This window comes from Paracidobacterium acidisoli (genome assembly GCF_003428625.2).
Lineage (GTDB): Bacteria > Acidobacteriota > Terriglobia > Terriglobales > Acidobacteriaceae > Paracidobacterium > Paracidobacterium acidisoli.
In genome coordinates this window covers 266,327-285,256 of the sequence record NZ_QVQT02000001.1, presented here as the reverse complement: position 1 = coordinate 285,256, position 18,930 = coordinate 266,327, and the positions used below count along the sequence as shown (strand labels likewise).

Below are 18,930 nucleotides of genomic sequence, written 5' to 3'. Positions count from 1 at the left end.
AAGGAGGCGAATATGGCGACAGCATCCGCGCATCCTCACGTACCGGTGGAAGTCTATCTGCGCTCATCAGAATATGAGCCCGATGCGGAGTACGTCGATGGAGAGATCGAGGAGCGGCCGATGGGCGAGTTCGACCACACTTCATGGCAACAGGCGATTCAGAAGTGGTTCTGGCAGCACGAGCAGGAATGGAATATTCGTGTAAGGCCCGAGCTGCGCGTACAGGTGTCTGACACTCGTTTTCGCGTTCCGGATGTGACGGTGCTGGATCGCAGCCGGCCCATCGAGCAGATTATTACGCATGCTCCTGTTGCGATCTTCGAAGTGCTTTCGCCGGAAGACAGCATGACACGCATTCTGCGCAAGCTGAGAGATTATGAGGCGATGGGTATCGCTCAGATATGGGTCATCGATCCGGAGGAGCAAAATGGCTTCTATCGATTTCACAACAGTGAGCTGACGCCAGCCTCTGTTTTTGGAACGCCGGACGAGCCGATTCATTTCGAAATGACGGAGATCGAGAAGCTGCTGGACTGACAGGATGCTGCACAGGGGCAGGCAGGAAAATGCAGATCCCTCCACCCCACGCTGCGCGCTTCGGTCGGGATGACAATTCAGAGAGTCTGAGCAAATACCTCCGGTAAAATAGAGATGTGAAGCATCTTTCTGAAAACGACGGCTCTGTTGCCGTTCTCAACGAAACCCCGCGCCCGAAAATTGGATTCGTCTCCCTGGGCTGTCCCAAGAATCTGGTCGACAGCGAAGTGATGATGGGGCTGCTTGACCGCGCCGGCGCCGAGATCACGACGAAGCCGGAGGCCGCGGACATTCTTGTCGTCAATACGTGCTCGTTTATCGATACGGCGAAACAGGAGTCGGTCGATACGATTCTGGAGATGGCGCAGCACAAGACCAGCGGCTCGGCGCGGCGGCTGATCGTTGCCGGGTGTCTGGTGGAGCGCTATCGCGACGAGATCCGGAGGAATATTCCCGAGGTCGATGCCGTGGTGGGCACCGGCGAGCTGGAGCAGATTCTGGCTGCGGCCGGGCTGGAGGCACCGAAGCCGCAGACAATCCTGGCCAACGCTTCGCCGTTTCATATTCTTTCCGCCGAAGGCGGAGCCGCCCGTGCGGCCAGCACAGCGGCGCAGGCCACGGCAGCACGGCCGGAGGGCGATCTGCGCGAGCAGCAGGGCCGTTTTGCGCGCGATACCTGGGATGGCGCGACGGCGCAGCTGCCGCAGTATCTTTACGATCACACCACGCCGCGGCTGCTGGCGACGAAGAAGGCTTCGGCGTATATCAAGATCGCCGAGGGCTGCGATCATCCGTGCAGCTTCTGCGTGATTCCCAACCTGCGCGGCAAGTTCCGCTCGCGGCGTTTTGAGTCGGTGGTTGCCGAGGCGGAGGCGCTGGTGGCGCAGGGGGTGCGCGAGATCACGCTGATCGGGCAGGATACAACCTGCTACGGCGAGGACCTGGATCTGAAGGATGGGCTGGCGCTGCTGCTGGACCGGCTGGCGCAGATCGAAGGGCTGGTGTGGCTGCGCTTTCTGTATGCGTATCCGAACCGGATTACCGGAAAGCTGCTCGAAACCATCGCAAAGCACGACAACATCTGCAAGTATCTCGACGTTCCGCTGCAGCATGCCTCTCCGGCGGTGCTGAAGACGATGAAGCGCGGGGCGGGCGCGGAGATTTTTCTGAAGACGATCGCCAAAGTGCGGGCGGCGGTGCCGGGAATCGCGCTGCGGACGTCGTTCATCGTCGGTTTTCCGGGCGAGACGGAGGAAGACTTCGAGACGCTCTGCGATTTTGTGAAAGAGGCGAAGTTCGACTGGCTGGGCGTCTTCGGCTACTCGGACGAAGAGGGCTCACGGGCCTTTGAGCTGGGTGAGAAGGTTCCGGCGCGCACGATTGAGCGGCGCAAGCGCGCGCTGATGAAGCTGCAGCAGGGCATCAGCAAAAAAGGGAAGGCCGCGCAGGTGGGCCGCGCAGTGAATGTGCTGATCGAGGGCGAATCGGAAGAGACGCCGCTGCTGTGGGAGGGACGGACGCAGTTTCATGCGCCGGAGATCGACGGTACGGTGTACATCAACGACTTCGGCCCTTACGAATCGCTGACGCCGGGAGCGTTTTACCGCTGCGAGATCACCGAATCGCACGACTACGATGTGGTGGCGCGGGTGATCGAGGAGGCGGGTCCGGCTGCCGCGGAGGTCTCGCGATGACTCTGAAGAATCAGGTCCTGCGCTGCCCCACATGCCGGACGCTGGTAACGGCGGGGGATGAGAACTTTCCCTTCTGCAGCGACCGCTGCCGGGCGGTCGATCTGGGCAAATGGGCGAGCGGCGTCTACCGCATCTCTTCGCCGGTGCTCGATCCGGAGGTGCTGGAGGGAGCCGAGGCTGCCTCGGCCGATGCCGTGCGGCGGCAGCGTGAGGAAGATGAAACATAAGACGCTGTGGGCGTGGACGGCGGGAACCTTTTTCGGAATCGGGCTGGTGGGGCCGGGGCCTGGAACGTGGGCGTCGCTGGCGGCGGCTCTGCTGTGGTTCGGGGCGGCCTCAACGCTGCATCTTACTTCGACAGGACTGATTGCGTGGACGGCGGTTGCGGCGCTGGCGGTTGCGGCGATCGGCATTCCGGCGGGAACGATCGTGGCGCGGGAGTCAGGGCGCGAAGACCCGGGCCATGTGGTGATCGACGAAGTGGCGGGGCAGTGGGTGGCGCTGCTGGCGTGCCCGGTGGAGACGCGGCACATGGCGCTGGCTTTCCTGCTCTTCCGGGTATTCGATATCGTAAAGCCATGGCCGGCGCGGCAGCTGGAACGACTGCACGGCGGTACCGGGATTATGCTGGATGACATCGCCGCCGGTGCGTATGCGCTGATCGTGATGGTGGTGGTGCGGCACTGGTGGCGATGAAGATCAGTTGCCAGTGGTCAGTCCCCGGTGGTCAGTTGTTAGTGGTCAGTGGTCTGCAACCGGAAACCGGATGCTGAGAACTAAGAACTAAGGACTGGGGACTAAAAACTGTGGGTTGCAGACGGAAAACCGGAACGAAATGATGCCACGTATTCTCAAATCCGATCCTGGCGGAGCACCCCGTATCGAGGCGGTGGTTCCGGACGCGGCGCTGCCTGGCGGCGAGCTGGAAGTGTCGGGGGCGAACCTGGCGCCGGTTGCCTGGAGGCGTCCGGTGGCGATGCTGGGCGAGCTGTCGGCTCCGGTGCTGCTGAGCCGCAGCCAGCGCATGGTGCTGCGCGTTCCGGAAGAGGCGCAGAGCGGACGGCTGCGTGTGCTGCAGAACGGCGCGCAGAGCAATGGCGTGGAGGTACAGATTGCGACCCCGATTGCGACCGGGGTGCACGCGGTTGCGAATCCGGCGGTGGATCAGGCAGGGAATATCTACGTCACCTTTTCCGGGCAGCGCGGGCAGGAGACGCCGGTGTCGGTCTTCCGGATCGGGCGCGACAACGAGCTGCGCCCATTCGTGACCGGGGTAATGAATGCGACGGGCCTGGCGGTGGACCAGGATGGCCTGCTTTATATCTCCTCGCGCCAGGAGGGCACGGTTTACAGCGCTTCGCGCACCGGAGTGGCCTCAGTGTATGCGGAGGGCATGGGCGTGGCGACGGGCCTGGCCTTCGATGGCGAGGGCAATCTGTACGTCGGCGACCGCAGCGGAACGATCTTCAAGATTGCGCCGGATCGCCAGATCTTCGTCTTTGCCACGCTGGAGCCGAGCGTGGCCGCGTACCACCTGGCCTTCGGGCAGGAGGGCACGCTTTATGTCGCCGGGCCGACGGCTTCGAGCCACGACGCCGTGTATGCCATTGACCGCGACGGGAATACGCGGGTGTTTTACCGCGGCCTGGGCCGGCCGCAGGGAATGGCGGTGGACATTGCCGGGAGCCTGTATGTGGCCGCTTCGCTGCACGGACACCGCGGCATTGTGCGGATCACGCAGGACGGAGAGGCGTCGCTGGCGGTCTCGGGCTCAGGCATTGTGGGTTTCTGTTTCGTTCCGGGCGGGGGAGCGCTGCTGGCTACCGCGAGCGCCGTTTATCATGTAGCTTTGGGTATCGAGGGCTGGCGGCTGTTCTGACGACATTCGTTTGCCCGCGGCTCTCCCCCGCACCCCACGTACGGTAAACAGGTCGGAATGAACTCGGAGATCATCGCAATTGGTTCGGAGCTGCTGACTCCGTGGCGCCAGGACACCAACTCCCTCTACATCACGGAAAAGCTCACGGAGCTGGGCGTCTCTGTCGCGTTCAAGACGATTGCGGGCGACCGCCGGAAGCATCTGGTGAGCGCGGTGCGCACGGCGCTGCAGCGCGTGGACATTGTGGTGATTACCGGCGGGCTGGGTCCGACCGAAGACGATCTGACGCGCGAGGCGGTGGCCGAGGCGCTGAACATCGGCATCAAACGCGATCCCGACATCATTGCCCACCTGTATGCGCGCGCGGCGGCACGGCGCATGACGATGACGCGCAACAACGAGAAGCAGGCGGATGTGCTGGACGGCGCGACGATCCTGGCGAATCCGCGCGGAAGCGCTCCGGGGCAGTGGCTGGATACGGTCTACGGGGATCATCGCAAGCTGATCATGCTGCTGCCGGGGCCTCCGGGAGAGATGAAGCCGCTCTTCGACGAGCAGTGCCGGCCGCGTCTCGAAGGGATTTTGCCGAAGCGGGCCTTTGCACGGCGCACGCTGAAGGCGGCGATGATCGGCGAGTCGGCGGCGGATGCGCGGATCGCTCCGATTTATACGCAGTACCAGGATGTGGAGACGACGATCCTGGCGCACATGTGCGATATCCAGATCGATCTTTTCTGCGCGAAGCCCTTCGCCTCACTGGCGCAGACGCGGGTGGATGAGCTGGCGGAGCGGCTGGAAGAGGAACTGGATGACGTGCTCTATTCCTCGCAGGGAGAGTCGCTGGAACAGATCGTTCTCTACTACCTGGGGATGCGAGGCGCGACGATCTCGGTAGCGGAAAGCTGCACGGGCGGGCTGGTCGCCGAGAGGCTGACGAGCATCAGCGGCAGTTCGCGGTCGTTTATGGGCGGCGCAGTGGTGTACAGCGATCAGCTGAAGACGGAGTTTGCGGGCGTGAGCCCGGCCCTGATCGAGAGGCACGGCGCGGTGAGCCGCGAAGTGGCGACGGCGCTGGCCGAAGGCATTCGCCTGCGCTGCGAGACGACCTTCGGCGTGGGCATCACGGGGATTGCCGGTCCCGGTGGCGGAACGGAAGAGAAGCCGGTCGGTCTCGTCTACATCTCGGTGAGCGATGGCGAGTACACGGAGACGGTGGAGAAGCGCTTCTCGGGCGACCGCGAGCGCATCCGCTTTTTCGCCAGCCACCAGGCGCTGGACCTGGTGCGGCGGAGACTGATGTGAGCACAGGGCGCAGAAAACAGGGCGCAGGGCGTAGAAACAGCCATTAGGGATTAGGGATGGATGTACAGAATTTCCTGATGGCCGGCCTTCTTCTCTGAAAGATGCGCAAGCTATGTCCGAAAATCCGGAGATGAGGCTCCCCATGTTTTGACGCCAATGGCGAAGGGCTGTTCCTGACGGCTAATCCCTAATCCCTCATCCCTCGTCGCTGATCCCTGCCTCTGATTTACACTCGTAATCGCAATGCCCGTTGTGACTTATCTCATCGTTGCTGCTGTTGCGTATCTTCTGGGCTCGATTCCCTTCGGCTACATTCTGGTTCGTCTCTTTCGCAATGAGGATATTCGCGCAAAGGGAAGCGGCAATATCGGCGCGACCAATGTGGTGCGCTCGGGCGCAAAGGGACTGGGTGCGCTGACCTTTCTTCTCGATGTTTGCAAGGGATACTTGGCCGTGTTTCTGTGCGGGCACCTGGCGGCCATTTCCTCGCTGACCGCGATTCCGGCGGGCAAGGCCGAGGCGCTGGCTGCGCTCTGCGTCATTCTGGGACATATCTACACGGTCTGGCTGGGATTCAAAGGCGGCAAAGGCGTGGCGACGGCTCTGGGAGTCTTTCTGGCGCTGGCGCTGTGGCCGGCGCTGGCTGCGATGGGCATCTTTATTATCGTGTTTGCTCTGTCGCGCTATGTCTCGCTGGGATCGATTCTGGCCGCGATTGCGTTTCCGGTCTTCGCATTTCTGCTGCCGCATGCGCCACGCGATCCCTGGCTGAGCGCGGTGATGGTGATTGCGCCGCTGATCGTGATTGCGAAGCACCATCAGAATATCGGGCGGCTGCTGCAGGGCAGGGAGTACCGTTTCGGCAAATCAGATAAGACTTCGGGAACGGCGGCGGCATGAGCCACATTGCCGTGATGGGCAGCGGGGCATGGGGCACCGCGATTGCTCTGAGCCTGGCGCAGCGCGGCGGCCATCGCATTGCGCTGCAGGCGCATTCGGAGGCGTCGGCTGCGGTGCTGCGGGAGCGTGGCGAGAACGCGGTCTTTCTGCCGGGGTTTCCGCTGCCGAAGGAGATTCGCGTTACGGCAGATGCCGCGGAGGCGCTGGAGGGGGCGGAGATCGTCGTCGGGGTGATGCCCTCGCAGTATGTGCGCCACAGCTTCGAGAGGTTTGCTCCGTACCTGCACGAGGACCAGGTGCTGGTGAGCGCGAGCAAGGGCATCGAAGACGAGACCGGTCTGCGCATGACGGAGGTGATCGCCTCAGTGCTGCGCGCGCGCGGTTTGCATCTGCCGGTGGCGGCGCTGGGAGGTCCGTCGTTTGCGCAGGAGGTTGCGGCGGGCTCGCCGACGGCGATCACGGTGGCGACTCCGGATATGCCGCTGGCGGTGCGGCTGCAGCGGGAGTTTTCAAGCGGGACGCTGAGGCTTTACACCAACGAAGATGTGATCGGCGTGGAGCTGGGCGGAGCGCTCAAGAACGTCATCGCGATTGCAGCCGGGGTGGTCACCGGACTGGAGCTGGGGCACAACAGCATGGCGGCGCTGATTACGCGGGGCGTTGCCGAGATCACGCGTCTGGCCGTGGCCTGCGGCGGACGGCGCGAGACGCTGGCCGGTCTTTCCGGCCTGGGCGATCTGGTGCTGACCTGCACGGGATCGCTCTCGCGCAACCGCACGGTCGGCATCGAGCTGGGCCGCGGACGGCGGCTGCCGGAGATTCTGGAAGGACTGCACGGCAAAGTCGCCGAGGGCGTGCGGACGACGCCGGCGGCGCTGGGGCTGGCGCGGCGGCACGGCGTGGAGATGCCCATCGCCGAGCAGATGGCCGCGATTCTGCACCAGGGCAAGTCGCCGGTGGAGGCGATTCGGCAGCTCATGCAGCGGCCGGGAAGAGATGAGTAACGGGAGCGATCCGGGCGCGGCAGCGCAGAAGTAACGTCCCCCTTCGTCCTGCCCAGGTAACACTTTCGGGTGAACCGTGGTCACGTTTGCAAACTTACACTGAATGCAGCCTCTCCCCTGCTGAGGAGAGAGGCGAAGGGTGATCTGTTTGTCCGCATTTCGGTGGCGAATCTTTCGGCGGTTTCTGGCAGTGCAGGGAAGCCTCGTGTGTTTCGCCGGGTTGATGATTTTTGTTGTGCTGGAAGCCGGCGCGCCCGTGTGGGCTGCGGTCACGGCGGGGATTCTGGCCGGTGTGCTGGCGAGCGCGGCCGCATCGTGGTGGTGGAGCCGCAGGCTGGCGCGGCAGAATCAGCAGCTTGTTCGCCAGATTGAAGCCAGTTTTCAGCAGCAGAGAAGCGTTCCGGAAGAGCGGGAGTGGGAGCAGTCGCTCTTCTCCGGCATTGCGCAGGCGTGGGAGACGGCGGCGTACAACTTCCGCAATGCGTGGTCGGAGCGGCATGCGGCGGCGCGGCGCAACTATCAGGCGCTTACCGAGCTGATGCAGATGACGGCGCGCGCAGTGGATGAGCGCGTGAGCTATCTGCGCGGGCATTCGGACCGCGTGGCGGTGTGGTCGGAGATGATCGCGCGCGAGATGGGCCTCGACGCGGAGCAGACGGAGCGCATTCGTCTGGCGGCGCTGCTGCACGATATCGGCACGATCGGGATTGAAAATTACATTGTGATGAAGGAAACGCCGCTTTCTCCGGAGGAGTTTGACATTGTCAAAGCCCACACGGTGAAGGGCGCGTCGATTCTGCGGCCGATTGAGGCGCTGGAAGATCTGATTCCGGGAATCGAGCTGCATCACGAATCGCTGGACGGGCTTGGGTATCCTTATGGGCTGCGCGGCGAGGAGATTCCGCTGATGCCGCGGATTATCGCGGTGGCGGACAGCTTCGATGCCATGACCAGCAGCCGTCCCTGGCAGCAGGCGATGAACCCGGCTTACGTTGTGGAAGTGCTGACGCGGCTGGCGGAGAAGCGGTATGACCCGGCGGTGGTTGCGGCGCTGACGGCGCTGTTCCGGCGGGGAGAGATTGAAGTGAAGAATTCGCGCCCGCCGGTGTCGTTCCGGCTGCGCCGGCCCGCGGGCGACGAAGAGCGCGTGGTCTGAGCCGCCAGGCCGAGGCGGGGAACACGAGGGCTTGTTACACTCGATTTACGACAGAGTGAGGTCCCGGCGCGCATGATTCAAACGTTGTTCGGCAGCCTGAACGAAGCTCAGGAGCCACAGAAGAAAGGCTTCTTCGACCGCATGAAGCAGGCGGTCTCGCGCACGCGCGAGAGCCTGGGCGAGCGGATCGAGGGCGTCATCGCGCTGACCCGCGAGGTGGACGAAGCCGCGCTGGAAGATCTGGAGATGAGCCTGATCGCCTCCGATATCGGCGTGACGACGGCGGCGGAGATTATCGAACGGCTGCGCGATCGCGGCAAGCGCCAGGGCATTCGCAACGGAGCGGAGCTCAAGGATCTGCTGCGCGAGCATCTGAAGCAGATTCTGGACGAGCAGCAGCGGCCGGTGGCGAAGGTGGCCGCGCCTCCTGAAGTAATTATGATGGTCGGCGTGAACGGCACGGGTAAGACGACGACCAGCGGCAAGCTGGCGGCGTGGTACCGCGCGCAGGCGAAGACGGTGCTGATGTGCGCCGCCGATACCTTTCGCGCCGCGGCCATCGAGCAGCTCGAGGTCTGGGGCGAGCGGAGCGGGGTGGAGATTGTCCGGACGAAGCAGGGCGGCGATCCTTCGGCGGTGCTCTTTGATGCGCTGCAGGCGGCGAAGTCTCGCCACAACGACGTGCTGATCGTCGATACGGCGGGACGGCTGCACACCAAGAACAGCCTGATGGCGGAGCTGGACAAGATGCGCCGCACGACGCAGCGCATTATTCCCGATGCTCCTCATGAAGTGCTGCTGGTGATGGATGCGACGACGGGACAGAACGGGCTGCAGCAGGCGCGTCTGTTTACCGAATCTGCCGGGGTGACCGGCATTGTGCTCACCAAGCTGGACGGAACGGCCAAGGGCGGCATTGCGATCGCCATTGCGCGTGAGCTGAAGCTGCCTGTGCGTTTTGTCGGTGTGGGAGAGAAGATCGAAGATATTCTGCCGTTCGACAGCGGAGCGTTTGTCGATTCGCTGCTGGGGAACTGACCGGGAAGCCGTCGAACGCAGGCAGTGAGAGGAAGTTGTGCCGAACGAAATGACTTCAGCGCAGCAGCCGGACAGGGTGCAGGCCGATCAGCACCCGTCGCCACAGTCACGAACTTCTCTTCAGGAAGATGAGCGCTGGATGGTGCGCGCTCTGCAGCTGGCTCTCTCCTCGGTAGGCCTGGCCTCGCCGAATCCCGCAGTAGGGTGCGTGCTGGTTAAAGACGGCACGGTAGTGGGCGAAGGCTTCCACGCATACGACAGGCTCGATCACGCGGAGGTGGTGGCGCTGCGCCAGGCGGGAGAGAAGGCCCGCGGCGCGACGGCCTACGTGACGCTGGAACCGTGCTGTCACACGGGACGCACCGGACCCTGCACCGAAGCACTGATCCAGGCGGGCGTGGCCCGCGTGGTGGCGGCGACGGGCGATCCGAATCCGCAGGTCAGCGGCAAGGGGCTTGCGCGGCTGCGCGATGCGGGCATTACAGCGGAAGAAGGCGTGCTGCGGCGCGAGGCGCAGGAGCAGAACGATGCCTTTGCGCGCTACATTCGCACGGGCATGCCCTTTGTGACGCTGAAGGCGGGCGTCTCTTTCGATGGGCGCATTGCGCCGCCGCCGGGAACGGCGCCGATCGGCAGAACCACCTTCATTACCGGAGAAGAGTCGCGCGCCGAGGTGCAGCGGATGCGCCACGCGGCCGACGCGATCATGACCGGCATCCATACGATTCTGAATGACGATCCTCTGCTGACCGACCGGTCGGGGCTGGCGCGGCGGCGTCCGCTGCTGCGGGTGGTCCTCGATTCGGCGCTGCGTCTGCCGCTGGATTCGCAGCTGGTGCGCACGGCGAAGGACGATGTGCTGATCTTCTGCACGATTCCCGTGACCGACCGGCAGCGGGCGCTGGAGGCAATGGGCGTGCGGGTGGAGCGGGTCGAATCATCGCCTGAGGGATCGCGGGTTTCGCTGCGCCGCGTGCTGGAGCGGCTGGGCGAGATGCAGATGACTTCGGTGCTGCTGGAGGCCGGATCGCAGCTGAACAGCTCGGCGCTGACCGAGGAGCATGTGGACCGGCTGGCGCTCTTTTATGCACCGGTCTTTCTGGGCTCGGTCGCGGTCCCGCTGCTGGGCGCAGTCGATGCACCGCAGATTCATCCGGACCGGATCACCGTGGATGCCTTCGGGCGCGATCTCCGCGTGCTGGGCTACCTGCGCGATCCATGGCTGTAACAGGGCGCAGGGAACAGGTCGCAGGGCACAGAAGCCGGTGCGGTGCTTCGGTGGGCGGGGGCATTTTGAAGTGTGGAGAAGACAAATCATCCCTCCGCGGCTGAAGCCGCGCTTATTTTGAGCCTCCTGTGGCACGGCTGAAGCCATGCCCTTCCCAAAACCGCTCCAACTGGCCCACTGCCGACGTTTCCCCTGGCTGAGATCTGTGCTCGGAGCGCGGTACTCTAAAAATATGTTTACCGGACTGATCGAAGCGACAGGCAATATTCTTTCCGTGGAAGAGCGGGCGGGAGCGTGGCGGATTGCGGTCTCCGCGCCCACGCTGGCGGGCCGTCTGAAGACCGGCGACAGCATCGCCGTGAGCGGCGTGTGCCTGACGGCGCTCGATATCGGTCCGGAGATTTTCCATGCCGATCTGGCGGCGGAGACGGTGGCGCGCACCTCGCTCTCGCGGCTGAGAGCGGGAGCGGTGGTGAACCTGGAGCTGCCGACTGCGGCCGGAACGCCGCTGGGAGGCCATATCGTGCAGGGGCATGTGGACAGCACGGGAACGCTGGCGGCGCTCAATCCTGTCGATCCGTCGGCCGCGGCGGACAAGACGGACTGGTGGCTCGAGGTGCGGGTTCCGGAAGAGACGCGCCGGTATGTGGTGGAGAAGGGCTCGATCGCGATCGAGGGCATCAGCCTGACGATTGCGCGGCGCGAGGCCGAGACGATTGCGGTCGCGGTGATTCCGCACACGTATGCGGTGACGAACCTGCATACGCTGCGCGTGGGCGATCCGGTGAACCTCGAAGCCGATGTGCTGATGAAGCTGGCGCTGCAGCAGAAGACGGAGTCGCCGTTCGAGCTGACGATGGAGTATCTGATCGCCAACGGATACTGAGGAAGACAGGCCCCAGTGGCCAGTTGTCAGTCCTCAGTGGGCAGTCCCCAGTCTCAGTAGCCGGTTCCCAGTGGCCCCGTTCTCCGGAAGGAAAACAGTCTGCTGACCACTGAGAACTGACCACTGACAACCTGTCACTGGGGCGTGATGATGCCGCCGACCGGAACGCGCTCGGGGTATTCCTTCTCCGGCGTGCGGGTCAGGTGCATGGCTTCGGCGAGGGTGTCGACGTACTTCAGGCCGGCGCCGGTGTTGAAGATCACGACGCGGTCTTTGGGCGTGAGGAATCCGTCGGCGATGAGCTGATCGTATGCCGCGGTGGCCGTTGCGCCTTCGGGGCAGAGCAGCAGGCCCTCGTTCCGCGACCAGTCGAGCAGCGACTCCAGAATGCGATCGTCAGGAATATCGATGACGGTGCCTTCCGATTTGCGCACAATGTCGAGGATGATGGAGTCGCCGTACGGCTTGGGCACGCGCAGGCCGGCGGCAAAGGTGGCCGCGTTCTCAAACATCTTCGAGACGGAGGCGCCTTCGCGGTAAGCGCGGGCCACGGGAGCGCAGCCGGAGGCCTGCACGGCGATCATCTTCGGACGGCGGCCGGGAGCGACCCAGCCGAGCTGCTCCATCTCCTCGAAGGCCTTCCACATGCCGATGAGGCCGACGCCGCCGCCGGTGGGGTAGAAGACGGCATCGGGGTAGGTCCAGCCGAGCTGCTCGACCAGCTCATAGCCCATGGTCTTTTTGCCTTCGACGCGGAAGGGCTCCTTGAGCGTGGAGATATCGAACCAGCCCTCTTTGTCCTTTCGCTCGGCGACCATGCGCGCGCAGTCGGAGATGAGGCCGTCGACGAGGGTGACGTGCGCGCCGTAGGCCACGCCTTCGAGGTAATTGGCCATAGGCACATCGCGGGGCATGAAGATATGCGCCTCAATGCCCGCGGCGGCGGCGTAGGCGGCGAGGGCTCCGGCGGCGTTTCCGGCGGAGGGCGCGGCGAGCTTTTCGAGGCCGTAATGCTTCGCCATCGTGACGGCCATGGCGAGTCCGCGAGCCTTGAAGGTGCCGGTGGGATTTGCGGCCTCTTCCTTGATCCAGAGGTTCTCGTGGCGGCGGCTGTGCAGCATCGGCGTCCAGCCTTCGCCGAGCGTGACCGGCTCGACTTCGGGCAGCACAGAGGCATAGCGCCACATGGACTGCGTGGCGTTTCCGTCGGGGCGGACGGCGGTTTGCTTCAGCGAATCGCTGTCGTAGCGAACGTAGAGCGCTCCGGCACAGGCGGGGCAGACGGTCTGCGGTGTGTCGGCGGAGACGTGTTTCGCGCAGCGCGAGCATTCAAGAAAGGAGATCGCAGGCATAACAACAGATTAAAGCAAGACAGGCAGCGCGCAGAGACCGGCTCAGCGCGCTGCAGGCGTGGGAGATGATTTTGCGATAGGCTTTGTGTCCTTCTCGCGGCGCTGTTCGAGCCGGTATCTCCAGATGCCGAAGAGGATTCCGGCGACGACCAGGCCGAGAAAGGTCCAGAGGATGGCTGTTGACCAGCCGGAGAGCGAGTGGTTCCACCAGTGAAGGATGCGGCGTCCGTAAAGATAGCCGAGCAGGGCTTCGAGGCCGTAGCGAAGGCTGCGGGCCATGCCTAAAGCGAGGAACATCTGTCTGCGCGAGACGCCCAGCGCGCCGGCGGCGAGCAGAAAGGGAAGCAGCGGCACGGGCGGCGGCAGCAGCGCAGCGCATGCAACCGAGAGCAGCGCGTGCTCCTTCACCCAGCGCTCGATGCGGCGGCGAAAGCGTTTGGAGGCGAAGCGGTCGAGCATGGCCTGGCCGCCCTTCTTCCCCGCGCTCCAGGTGAACCATCCGCCGCAGAGGCTGCCGGCGACGGCGGCCAGCGCAGTCAGCCAGGGAAGCGCATGGTGTGCGGAGAGCAGCAGCACCAGAATGTCGGTGCTGCCGGGAATGGGGGTCGGGATGGGACAGGAGTCGATGACAGCGACGAGGAAAACGCCGCTGAAGCCCAGATGCAGCAGCCAGCCGGGAATAAAACTTCTGCGTCTGGCTGCGAATTCGAGAACGAGGCTCACGAAGACCTGGACGCAGAATAGCGGGAAAGGGCTGCGTGACCGGCGAGGTTTTACAGAAATTTCAGCCGCGGCACGGCGGGAAGCGCTCCGCACTCGACGCCGTAGCGGTAGAAGAGATCCATTCCGCTGAGGCAGGCATCGTCGAGCAGGTACCAGATGTTTTGGGTGAGATAGGTGCGGATGGTCTCGGGCGGAACGACGATGCGGCCCGTCCATTCCTCGACCAGATCGTCGATGTGCGCCATGCCGGCGTCGCGCGAGCGCTGAAAGTCCTGAATGACGAACGGAGCGGCGATACCGGTGTCGGCGAGCGATTCGGGGCGGATGGCCCAGAAGGCGGAGACCCAGGGGGTTCCGGTGAGCATGCGCCACTCGTGGGCGAGATCGAGATACAGCAGCTGCTCGCCGGTCTCGCGCTCGCGGCGTTCGCGGTCTTCGAGAGCGAGCAGGGCGGGATCGCCGATCAGCAGCGCGGCATCGGCGGTGCGGAGCATGGCTTCGAGATCGGGTGGGTGAGGAAGGAATTCGGGCCGGCGCTTCCAGAAGCGGTGAAACAGGATGCGGGTGTAGGTGGCCGAGGTGCGGGAGGAGGTATCGAGCGCGACGCGCTCGACGCCGCTGAGACCGCCGGGATGGCGCACGACGAGAATGATGGAGCGCACGCAGTCGAGTGAGGCGATGGCGCAGCCGGGAATGACGGAGAGCGAGGGGTTGGAGGCGTAGGCGGCGATCGGCACGAGGCCGATGTCGGCGGTTCCGTCGGCGAGGCGCGCGGCGCACTCGGCTGGAGTGGAGGATTCGATGGTGTAGCGGTTGCTGAGGAAGGTTTTGCCGGGCTCGTGCTCGAAGCTCCACATTAAAGGAGCGGGATTGAGGAAGTGGATGGCAGCGATACGTAAGTGCGTCTGAACAAGGCTCACTCACCAGTTTACAGGGGACAGGGACTTTTCTGCTCCGCAGGCAGGCGCGGGGACGTGGGTCAGCTCGGGATGTGAAAAGACAAATCATTCAAAGTGACCCGCTGCCGGACGCGGCATAGCTTCCGTAATGCGATGAAGCGGTGATTTGCTTGACTTGCCGGATGGCGGCGGATAGTCTCCGGCCCAATACACCCTGAAAAGAAAGGCTGCACGGCGACTGGAGTTTCCGCCGTCTGAGGAATCCCCGTCTGATTTCGCCTTCCGCTTCCTCTTCTGATCCTGCCTCTGTTTCCACGACCGAAGAGCGCCTTGCGTGGCTTGCGCTCGCTCTCACTCCGGGGCTGGGGCCGCGGCGCATTCTGCGGGCGGTCGGGCAGTGCGGCGCCGCGGAGGGCATTCTGCACCTGCCGCTGACGGAGCTGGAGGCGCTTCACTTTCCCGCGGAGGCGGCGCAATCCATCGCTCGCGGAGACTCGGCGCGCGCCGCCGGGAAAGAAGTGGAAGCTCTGGCGAAGACCGGAGCGGTCTTTCTGACCCTTCGCGACAAGGCGTATCCGGAGCGGCTGCGCCAGATCTTCGATCCCCCGGCGCTGCTGTGGGTGCGGGGCGATGTGACTCTGCTGGCGCGTCCGTCGATTGCCGTGGTCGGCACGCGGAAGCCGACGCTGTACGGGGCGGGCATGGCGGAGATGCTGTCGCGGGAGCTGGCGCAGCGCGGGCTGATGATTCTGAGCGGGATGGCGCGCGGAGTGGACACGGCGGCGCACAAGGGGGCGATTGCGGCGAAGCGTCCCACGACGGCGGTGTGGGGGACGGGGATTGACGTGATCTATCCCAAAGAAAACAAAGCGCTGGCGGAGCAGATGATCGCCGGAGGAGGAGCGATTGTCTCGGAGCTGCCGCTGGGGACCTTTCCGGCGCCGCAGAACTTTCCCAAACGCAACCGCATTCTGAGCGGGATGAGCGTGGGCGTGCTGGTGGTGGAGGCGGGCGAGTTCAGCGGGACGCGGGTGACGGCGCGTTGCGCGCTCGAACAGAATCGAGATGTTTATGCGGTGCCGGGCAACGTGACCACCAAAAATGCCTGGGGGCCTAACACGTTGATAAAGCAGGGCGCCAAGCTCACGGCGACGTGGGAGGACATCTGGGAAGACCTGCCTACGCAGATCCGGCTGGAGGTCGAGGAGCGGGAGGGGCTTGCATCCGAAGCGCCTCCTGCTGCATCGTTATTCGAGGAAGCACCCCTGCCGCCTTCTGAGGCGCGGGTGCTTGGCGTGCTCCGTCAGGATGAGGCGTTACAGCTGGATGAAATTATGGAGAAGCTCGAACCGGAGCTAAGCTCTTCTGAAGTCTTCACCGCGCTTTTTGAACTGGAACTTTCCGGACGCATACGGCAACTTCCCGGCAAGAACTACGTCAGGTGTTTCTGAGGTGGCGTGGTATCTCCGGCTGTATGGGCAGGATGAGGTTTTGGCCGGCTCCGGTAGATTCCATCCGGCGCCTCATGGTACTTTCCAGAAGAATTGGCGTGGCGTCCGGCCGGGCAGCAGCATGGCCACACAGGACGCGGGTAGTAAAGGAAAAGAATGAGCAAATCCCTCGTTATCGTCGAATCGCCTGCCAAGGCTAAGACGATCGGTAAATATCTGGGCAAGGATTTTCAGGTCGAGGCCTCCGTGGGCCACGTGAAGGACCTGCCAAAGAACAAAATCGGCGTGGATCTTACAGACGGGACCTTTGAGCCCGAGCTGATCGTCATTCCCGGCAAGGAAAAGGTAGTGGACCGGCTGAAGAAGCTGGCGGCGAAGGCAGACAGTGTGTACCTGGCGCCTGACCCGGACCGTGAAGGCGAGGCCATTGCCGCGCATCTGGCCGATGAGCTGCGCCCGGTCGTAAAAAAGAATGCCATCCATCGGGTCACCTTCAACGAGATCACCTCGAAGGCGGTGAAAGCCGCCTTTCAGCATGCGCGCAGCGTCGATCAGCATCTGGTGGATGCGCAGCAGACGCGCCGCGTGCTCGACCGCATCGTGGGTTACCAGATCTCGCCGCTGTTATGGGACAAAGTCCGCCGCGGGCTTTCGGCCGGACGCGTGCAGACGGTGGCACTGCGCCTGATTGTCGAGCGCGAGCAGGAGATCAAGGACTTCAATTCCGTCGAGTACTGGACGCTCGATGCGGATCTGAACAGAAAAGGCGACCGCTTTACCGCGCGCTTTACCGGCATCGGCGGGGAACGAGCCAAAGTCGATACGGTCGATACGCCGTCACTGCCGAACCAGCAGATTACCGATACGGTTCTGGCGCAGCTCAAAAAAGCCGCGTGGTCGGTGCGCAGCGTCGACCGCCGCGAGCGGAAGCGCAACCCCGCCGCGCCGTTCACCACGAGCAAGCTGCAGCAGGATGCGTCCAGACAATTAGGCTTCAACGTGAAGCGCACGATGGGCGTGGCGCAGCGGCTGTATGAAGGCATCGACCTGGGCAGCGAAGGCACGGTGGGTCTGATTACCTACATGCGTACCGACTCGACCCGTGTTTCGCCGGATGCGATTCAGGGCGCCCGCACCTATATTCAGTCGAAGCTGGGCAAACACTATCTGCCCGATTCGCCGAACATCTTCAAGTCGAAGAAGGATGCGCAGGACGCGCACGAAGCGATTCGCCCGTCTGATCCGTCGCTGCATCCGGACCAGATCCGCAAATATCTTTCCGACGAGCAGTACCGGCTCTACAAGCTGATCTGGCAGCGGTTTATCGCTTCGCAGATGCTGGCGGCCGTCTACGACCAGACGACGGTCGATATCCTGGCCAAAGCCGATCGCGGCTACGATTTTCGCGTCACCGGCTCGGTGCTGAAGTTCGACGGCTTTCTGAAGGTCTATGAAGAGTCGAAGGACAAGAAGGACGAGGATGACGAATCGCTTGCCAATCGTCTGCCCGCCCTCGAACCGGGCGACCGGCTTACGCTCAATGAGCTGAAGCCGGAGCAGCACTATACCGAGCCGCCTCCGCGCTACAACGAAGCGTCGCTGGTGAAGGAGCTGGAAGAGCAGGGCATCGGGCGTCCCTCAACGTACGCGTCGATCATCAACACCATTCAGGATCGCGAGTACGTGCAGAAGATCGGCGGACGGACAGGGCGTTTTGTGCCGACCGAGATCGGCACGGTCGTCACCGGCCTGCTGGTGAAGAACTTCCCCTACATCTTCGATACGAAGTACACGGCGCGCCTCGAAGAGGAGCTGGACGATATCGAGGACGGCAAGGAGAAATGGACCGATCTGCTTGGCGGCTTCTACGGCCACTTCGAGAAGGAGCTGAAGGTCGCCGGGAAGAAGATGGAAGACATCAAGCGGATGGAGAAGGCAACGGACGAGAAGTGTCCGGAGTGCGGCTCGCCGCTGGTGCTGAAGTGGGGCAAGTTCGGCTCGTTCTACGCCTGCAGCTCGTATGACAAGAAGAAGAAGGGAAGCTGCTCGTATACGCGCGAGAACTTCGAGGCGAAGCCGAACCTGATCCTCTCCGATGCTGCCGAGAACGAGCAGGAAGAGGAGTACTGCGAGAACTGCGGCCGCGCGATGGTGCTGCGCAACGGGCCGTGGGGTCCGTTTATGGCCTGCCCGGGCTATAACGAGGACCCGCCCTGCAAAACCGTGCGACGGCTGAACCAGAAGCAGCAGCAGAAGCCTCCGCAGCCGCTCGATGAGAACTGCCCGAAGTGCGGCAGCCAGCTGGTGCTGCGCAACGGCCAGTATGGCGAGTTCGTCTCCTGTTCGGCATACCCGAAGTGCAAGTACATCAAGCAGAACACGATCGGCATGAAGTGCCCGAAGTGCGAAGTGGGCGAGATTGTCGAGAAAAAGGCGCGGCGCGGCAACCTGTTTTATGGCTGCTCCGAGTACCCGAAGTGCGACTTTACGGCGAACTACAAGCCGGTCGACCAGAAGTGCCCGGAGTGCGGCAGTCCATACCTGATGGAGAAGACGCTGAAGTCGGGCGTGTACCTGGTCTGCCCGAACAATAAGAAATCGGCGGCCGAGGACGAGGCTCCGAAGAAGAAAAAGGGCAAGGCCGAGCCGAATGGCGAGGCCGCCTGCAGCTTCACGAAGCGGATCGGCGACGCTCCGCCGCCGGCAGAGCCCCCCACTGCCGCCACGCACGGCCCGGTGATCGAACGCGAGAAGAGAGAGCGGGCGCAGCCGGTCGCCTGACCGCTGCACCCCGCTGTCGCGTCCGGCTGATCCGGCCGCCGCAGGTTGTGTCGTTTTCACCTCGAGCGGCATCTGCTAATGTGAAGAGTCGGAATTTACG

The 18,930-nt window shown here is 63.5% G+C and carries 17 protein-coding genes; 14 read left to right on the top strand and 3 right to left on the bottom strand.

The window, feature by feature from the left end; all coding sequences use genetic code 11:
• The first annotated feature begins 12 nt into the window (after nucleotides 1–12).
• The 12 genes from D0Y96_RS01210 (at nucleotide 13) to D0Y96_RS01155 (ending at nucleotide 11,624) form a co-directional block, all read left to right on the top strand.
• Nucleotides 13–537: a Uma2 family endonuclease gene (locus tag D0Y96_RS01210; RefSeq protein ID WP_158562121.1), complete on the top strand. Its 525-nt coding sequence runs from the start codon at nucleotides 13–15 to the stop codon at nucleotides 535–537.
• A 116-nt stretch (nucleotides 538–653) separates the two neighbouring features.
• Nucleotides 654–2,231, top strand: a complete 1,578-nt coding sequence (gene rimO / locus D0Y96_RS01205; protein ID WP_117297446.1) for a 30S ribosomal protein S12 methylthiotransferase RimO — start codon at nucleotides 654–656, stop codon at nucleotides 2,229–2,231.
• Entirely contained in the window at nucleotides 2,228–2,458 is a 231-nt protein-coding gene (locus tag D0Y96_RS01200; protein ID WP_117297445.1) for a DNA gyrase inhibitor YacG, read from the top strand. The genes rimO and D0Y96_RS01200 overlap by 4 nt, the downstream gene beginning before the upstream one ends.
• Nucleotides 2,448–2,927, top strand: coding sequence for a phosphatidylglycerophosphatase A family protein (locus D0Y96_RS01195; protein WP_252263369.1), 480 nt, complete (start codon nucleotides 2,448–2,450; stop codon nucleotides 2,925–2,927). The genes D0Y96_RS01200 and D0Y96_RS01195 overlap by 11 nt, the downstream gene beginning before the upstream one ends.
• Before the next feature lie 139 nt (nucleotides 2,928–3,066).
• On the top strand, nucleotides 3,067–4,110 hold the full coding sequence (locus D0Y96_RS01190; RefSeq protein WP_350448941.1) for an SMP-30/gluconolactonase/LRE family protein: 1,044 nt from the start codon (nucleotides 3,067–3,069) through the stop codon (nucleotides 4,108–4,110).
• A gap of 57 nt (nucleotides 4,111–4,167) precedes the next feature.
• A complete protein-coding gene (locus tag D0Y96_RS01185) occupies nucleotides 4,168–5,412 on the top strand; it encodes a competence/damage-inducible protein A (protein WP_117297441.1) in 1,245 nt (414 codons plus the stop codon).
• A gap of 243 nt (nucleotides 5,413–5,655) precedes the next feature.
• On the top strand, nucleotides 5,656–6,312 hold the full coding sequence (gene plsY, locus D0Y96_RS01180) for a glycerol-3-phosphate 1-O-acyltransferase PlsY (protein WP_117297439.1): 657 nt from the start codon (nucleotides 5,656–5,658) through the stop codon (nucleotides 6,310–6,312).
• A complete protein-coding gene (locus D0Y96_RS01175) occupies nucleotides 6,309–7,316 on the top strand; it encodes an NAD(P)H-dependent glycerol-3-phosphate dehydrogenase (RefSeq protein ID WP_117297437.1) in 1,008 nt (335 codons plus the stop codon). Before plsY ends, D0Y96_RS01175 begins: the two co-directional genes overlap by 4 nt.
• A gap of 223 nt (nucleotides 7,317–7,539) precedes the next feature.
• Entirely contained in the window at nucleotides 7,540–8,472 is a 933-nt protein-coding gene (locus D0Y96_RS01170; RefSeq protein ID WP_117297435.1) for an HD-GYP domain-containing protein, read from the top strand.
• 72 nt (nucleotides 8,473–8,544) lie between these two features.
• Nucleotides 8,545–9,510: a signal recognition particle-docking protein FtsY gene (ftsY, locus tag D0Y96_RS01165; RefSeq protein ID WP_117297433.1), complete on the top strand. Its 966-nt coding sequence runs from the start codon at nucleotides 8,545–8,547 to the stop codon at nucleotides 9,508–9,510.
• A 37-nt stretch (nucleotides 9,511–9,547) separates the two neighbouring features.
• Nucleotides 9,548–10,738 carry a bifunctional diaminohydroxyphosphoribosylaminopyrimidine deaminase/5-amino-6-(5-phosphoribosylamino)uracil reductase RibD gene (ribD, locus tag D0Y96_RS01160; RefSeq protein WP_350448940.1) on the top strand — a complete coding sequence of 397 codons (1,191 nt, stop codon included), beginning with the start codon at nucleotides 9,548–9,550 and terminating at the stop codon, nucleotides 10,736–10,738.
• Between the two features lie 205 nt (nucleotides 10,739–10,943).
• Entirely contained in the window at nucleotides 10,944–11,624 is a 681-nt protein-coding gene (locus D0Y96_RS01155; RefSeq protein WP_350448939.1) for a riboflavin synthase, read from the top strand.
• Between the two features lie 134 nt (nucleotides 11,625–11,758).
• On the opposite strand, the gene D0Y96_RS01150 is transcribed toward D0Y96_RS01155, so the two are convergent.
• From D0Y96_RS01150 to D0Y96_RS01140, 3 genes are read right to left on the bottom strand one after another with little or no spacing between them, the layout of a single operon-like run.
• Nucleotides 11,759–12,976 carry a threonine synthase gene (locus D0Y96_RS01150; RefSeq protein WP_117297426.1) on the bottom strand — a complete coding sequence of 406 codons (1,218 nt, stop codon included), beginning with the start codon at nucleotides 12,974–12,976 and terminating at the stop codon, nucleotides 11,759–11,761.
• A gap of 42 nt (nucleotides 12,977–13,018) precedes the next feature.
• Nucleotides 13,019–13,699 (bottom strand): VTT domain-containing protein, encoded by a 681-nt coding sequence (locus tag D0Y96_RS01145; protein ID WP_158562119.1) that lies wholly within the window; start codon nucleotides 13,697–13,699, stop codon nucleotides 13,019–13,021.
• Nucleotides 13,700–13,749: 50 nt separating this feature from the next.
• A complete protein-coding gene (locus D0Y96_RS01140) occupies nucleotides 13,750–14,619 on the bottom strand; it encodes a menaquinone biosynthetic enzyme MqnA/MqnD family protein (protein WP_350448938.1) in 870 nt (289 codons plus the stop codon).
• Nucleotides 14,620–15,116: 497 nt separating this feature from the next.
• Here D0Y96_RS01140 and dprA point away from each other — a divergent pair, with 497 nt between their 5' ends.
• Together dprA and topA are read left to right on the top strand one after the other, a co-directional pair.
• Entirely contained in the window at nucleotides 15,117–16,049 is a 933-nt protein-coding gene (dprA, locus tag D0Y96_RS01135; protein ID WP_350448937.1) for a DNA-processing protein DprA, read from the top strand.
• A 156-nt stretch (nucleotides 16,050–16,205) separates the two neighbouring features.
• The gene (gene topA / locus D0Y96_RS01130) at nucleotides 16,206–18,830 is read left to right on the top strand and encodes a type I DNA topoisomerase (protein WP_117297420.1); all 2,625 of its coding nucleotides are present in this window, start codon (nucleotides 16,206–16,208) and stop codon (nucleotides 18,828–18,830) included.
• Nucleotides 18,831–18,930: the final 100 nt, after the last annotated feature.

Excerpts from the sequence above, each read along its gene's own strand:
- D0Y96_RS01210 (WP_158562121.1), top strand. The coding sequence starts at position 13 with ATGGCGACAGCATCCGCGCATCCTCACGTACCGGTGGAAGTCTATCTG.
- D0Y96_RS01200 (WP_117297445.1), top strand. The coding sequence starts at position 2,228 with ATGACTCTGAAGAATCAGGTCCTGCGCTGCCCCACATGCCGGACGCTG.
- D0Y96_RS01195 (WP_252263369.1), top strand. The coding sequence starts at position 2,448 with ATGAAACATAAGACGCTGTGGGCGTGGACGGCGGGAACCTTTTTCGGA.
- D0Y96_RS01190 (WP_350448941.1), top strand. The coding sequence starts at position 3,067 with ATGATGCCACGTATTCTCAAATCCGATCCTGGCGGAGCACCCCGTATC.
- D0Y96_RS01185 (WP_117297441.1), top strand. The coding sequence starts at position 4,168 with ATGAACTCGGAGATCATCGCAATTGGTTCGGAGCTGCTGACTCCGTGG.
- plsY (WP_117297439.1), top strand. The coding sequence starts at position 5,656 with ATGCCCGTTGTGACTTATCTCATCGTTGCTGCTGTTGCGTATCTTCTG.
- D0Y96_RS01175 (WP_117297437.1), top strand. The coding sequence starts at position 6,309 with ATGAGCCACATTGCCGTGATGGGCAGCGGGGCATGGGGCACCGCGATT.
- D0Y96_RS01170 (WP_117297435.1), top strand. The coding sequence starts at position 7,540 with ATGATTTTTGTTGTGCTGGAAGCCGGCGCGCCCGTGTGGGCTGCGGTC.
- ftsY (WP_117297433.1), top strand. The coding sequence starts at position 8,545 with ATGATTCAAACGTTGTTCGGCAGCCTGAACGAAGCTCAGGAGCCACAG.
- D0Y96_RS01150 (WP_117297426.1), bottom strand. The coding sequence starts at position 12,976 with ATGCCTGCGATCTCCTTTCTTGAATGCTCGCGCTGCGCGAAACACGTC.
- topA (WP_117297420.1), top strand. The coding sequence starts at position 16,206 with ATGAGCAAATCCCTCGTTATCGTCGAATCGCCTGCCAAGGCTAAGACG.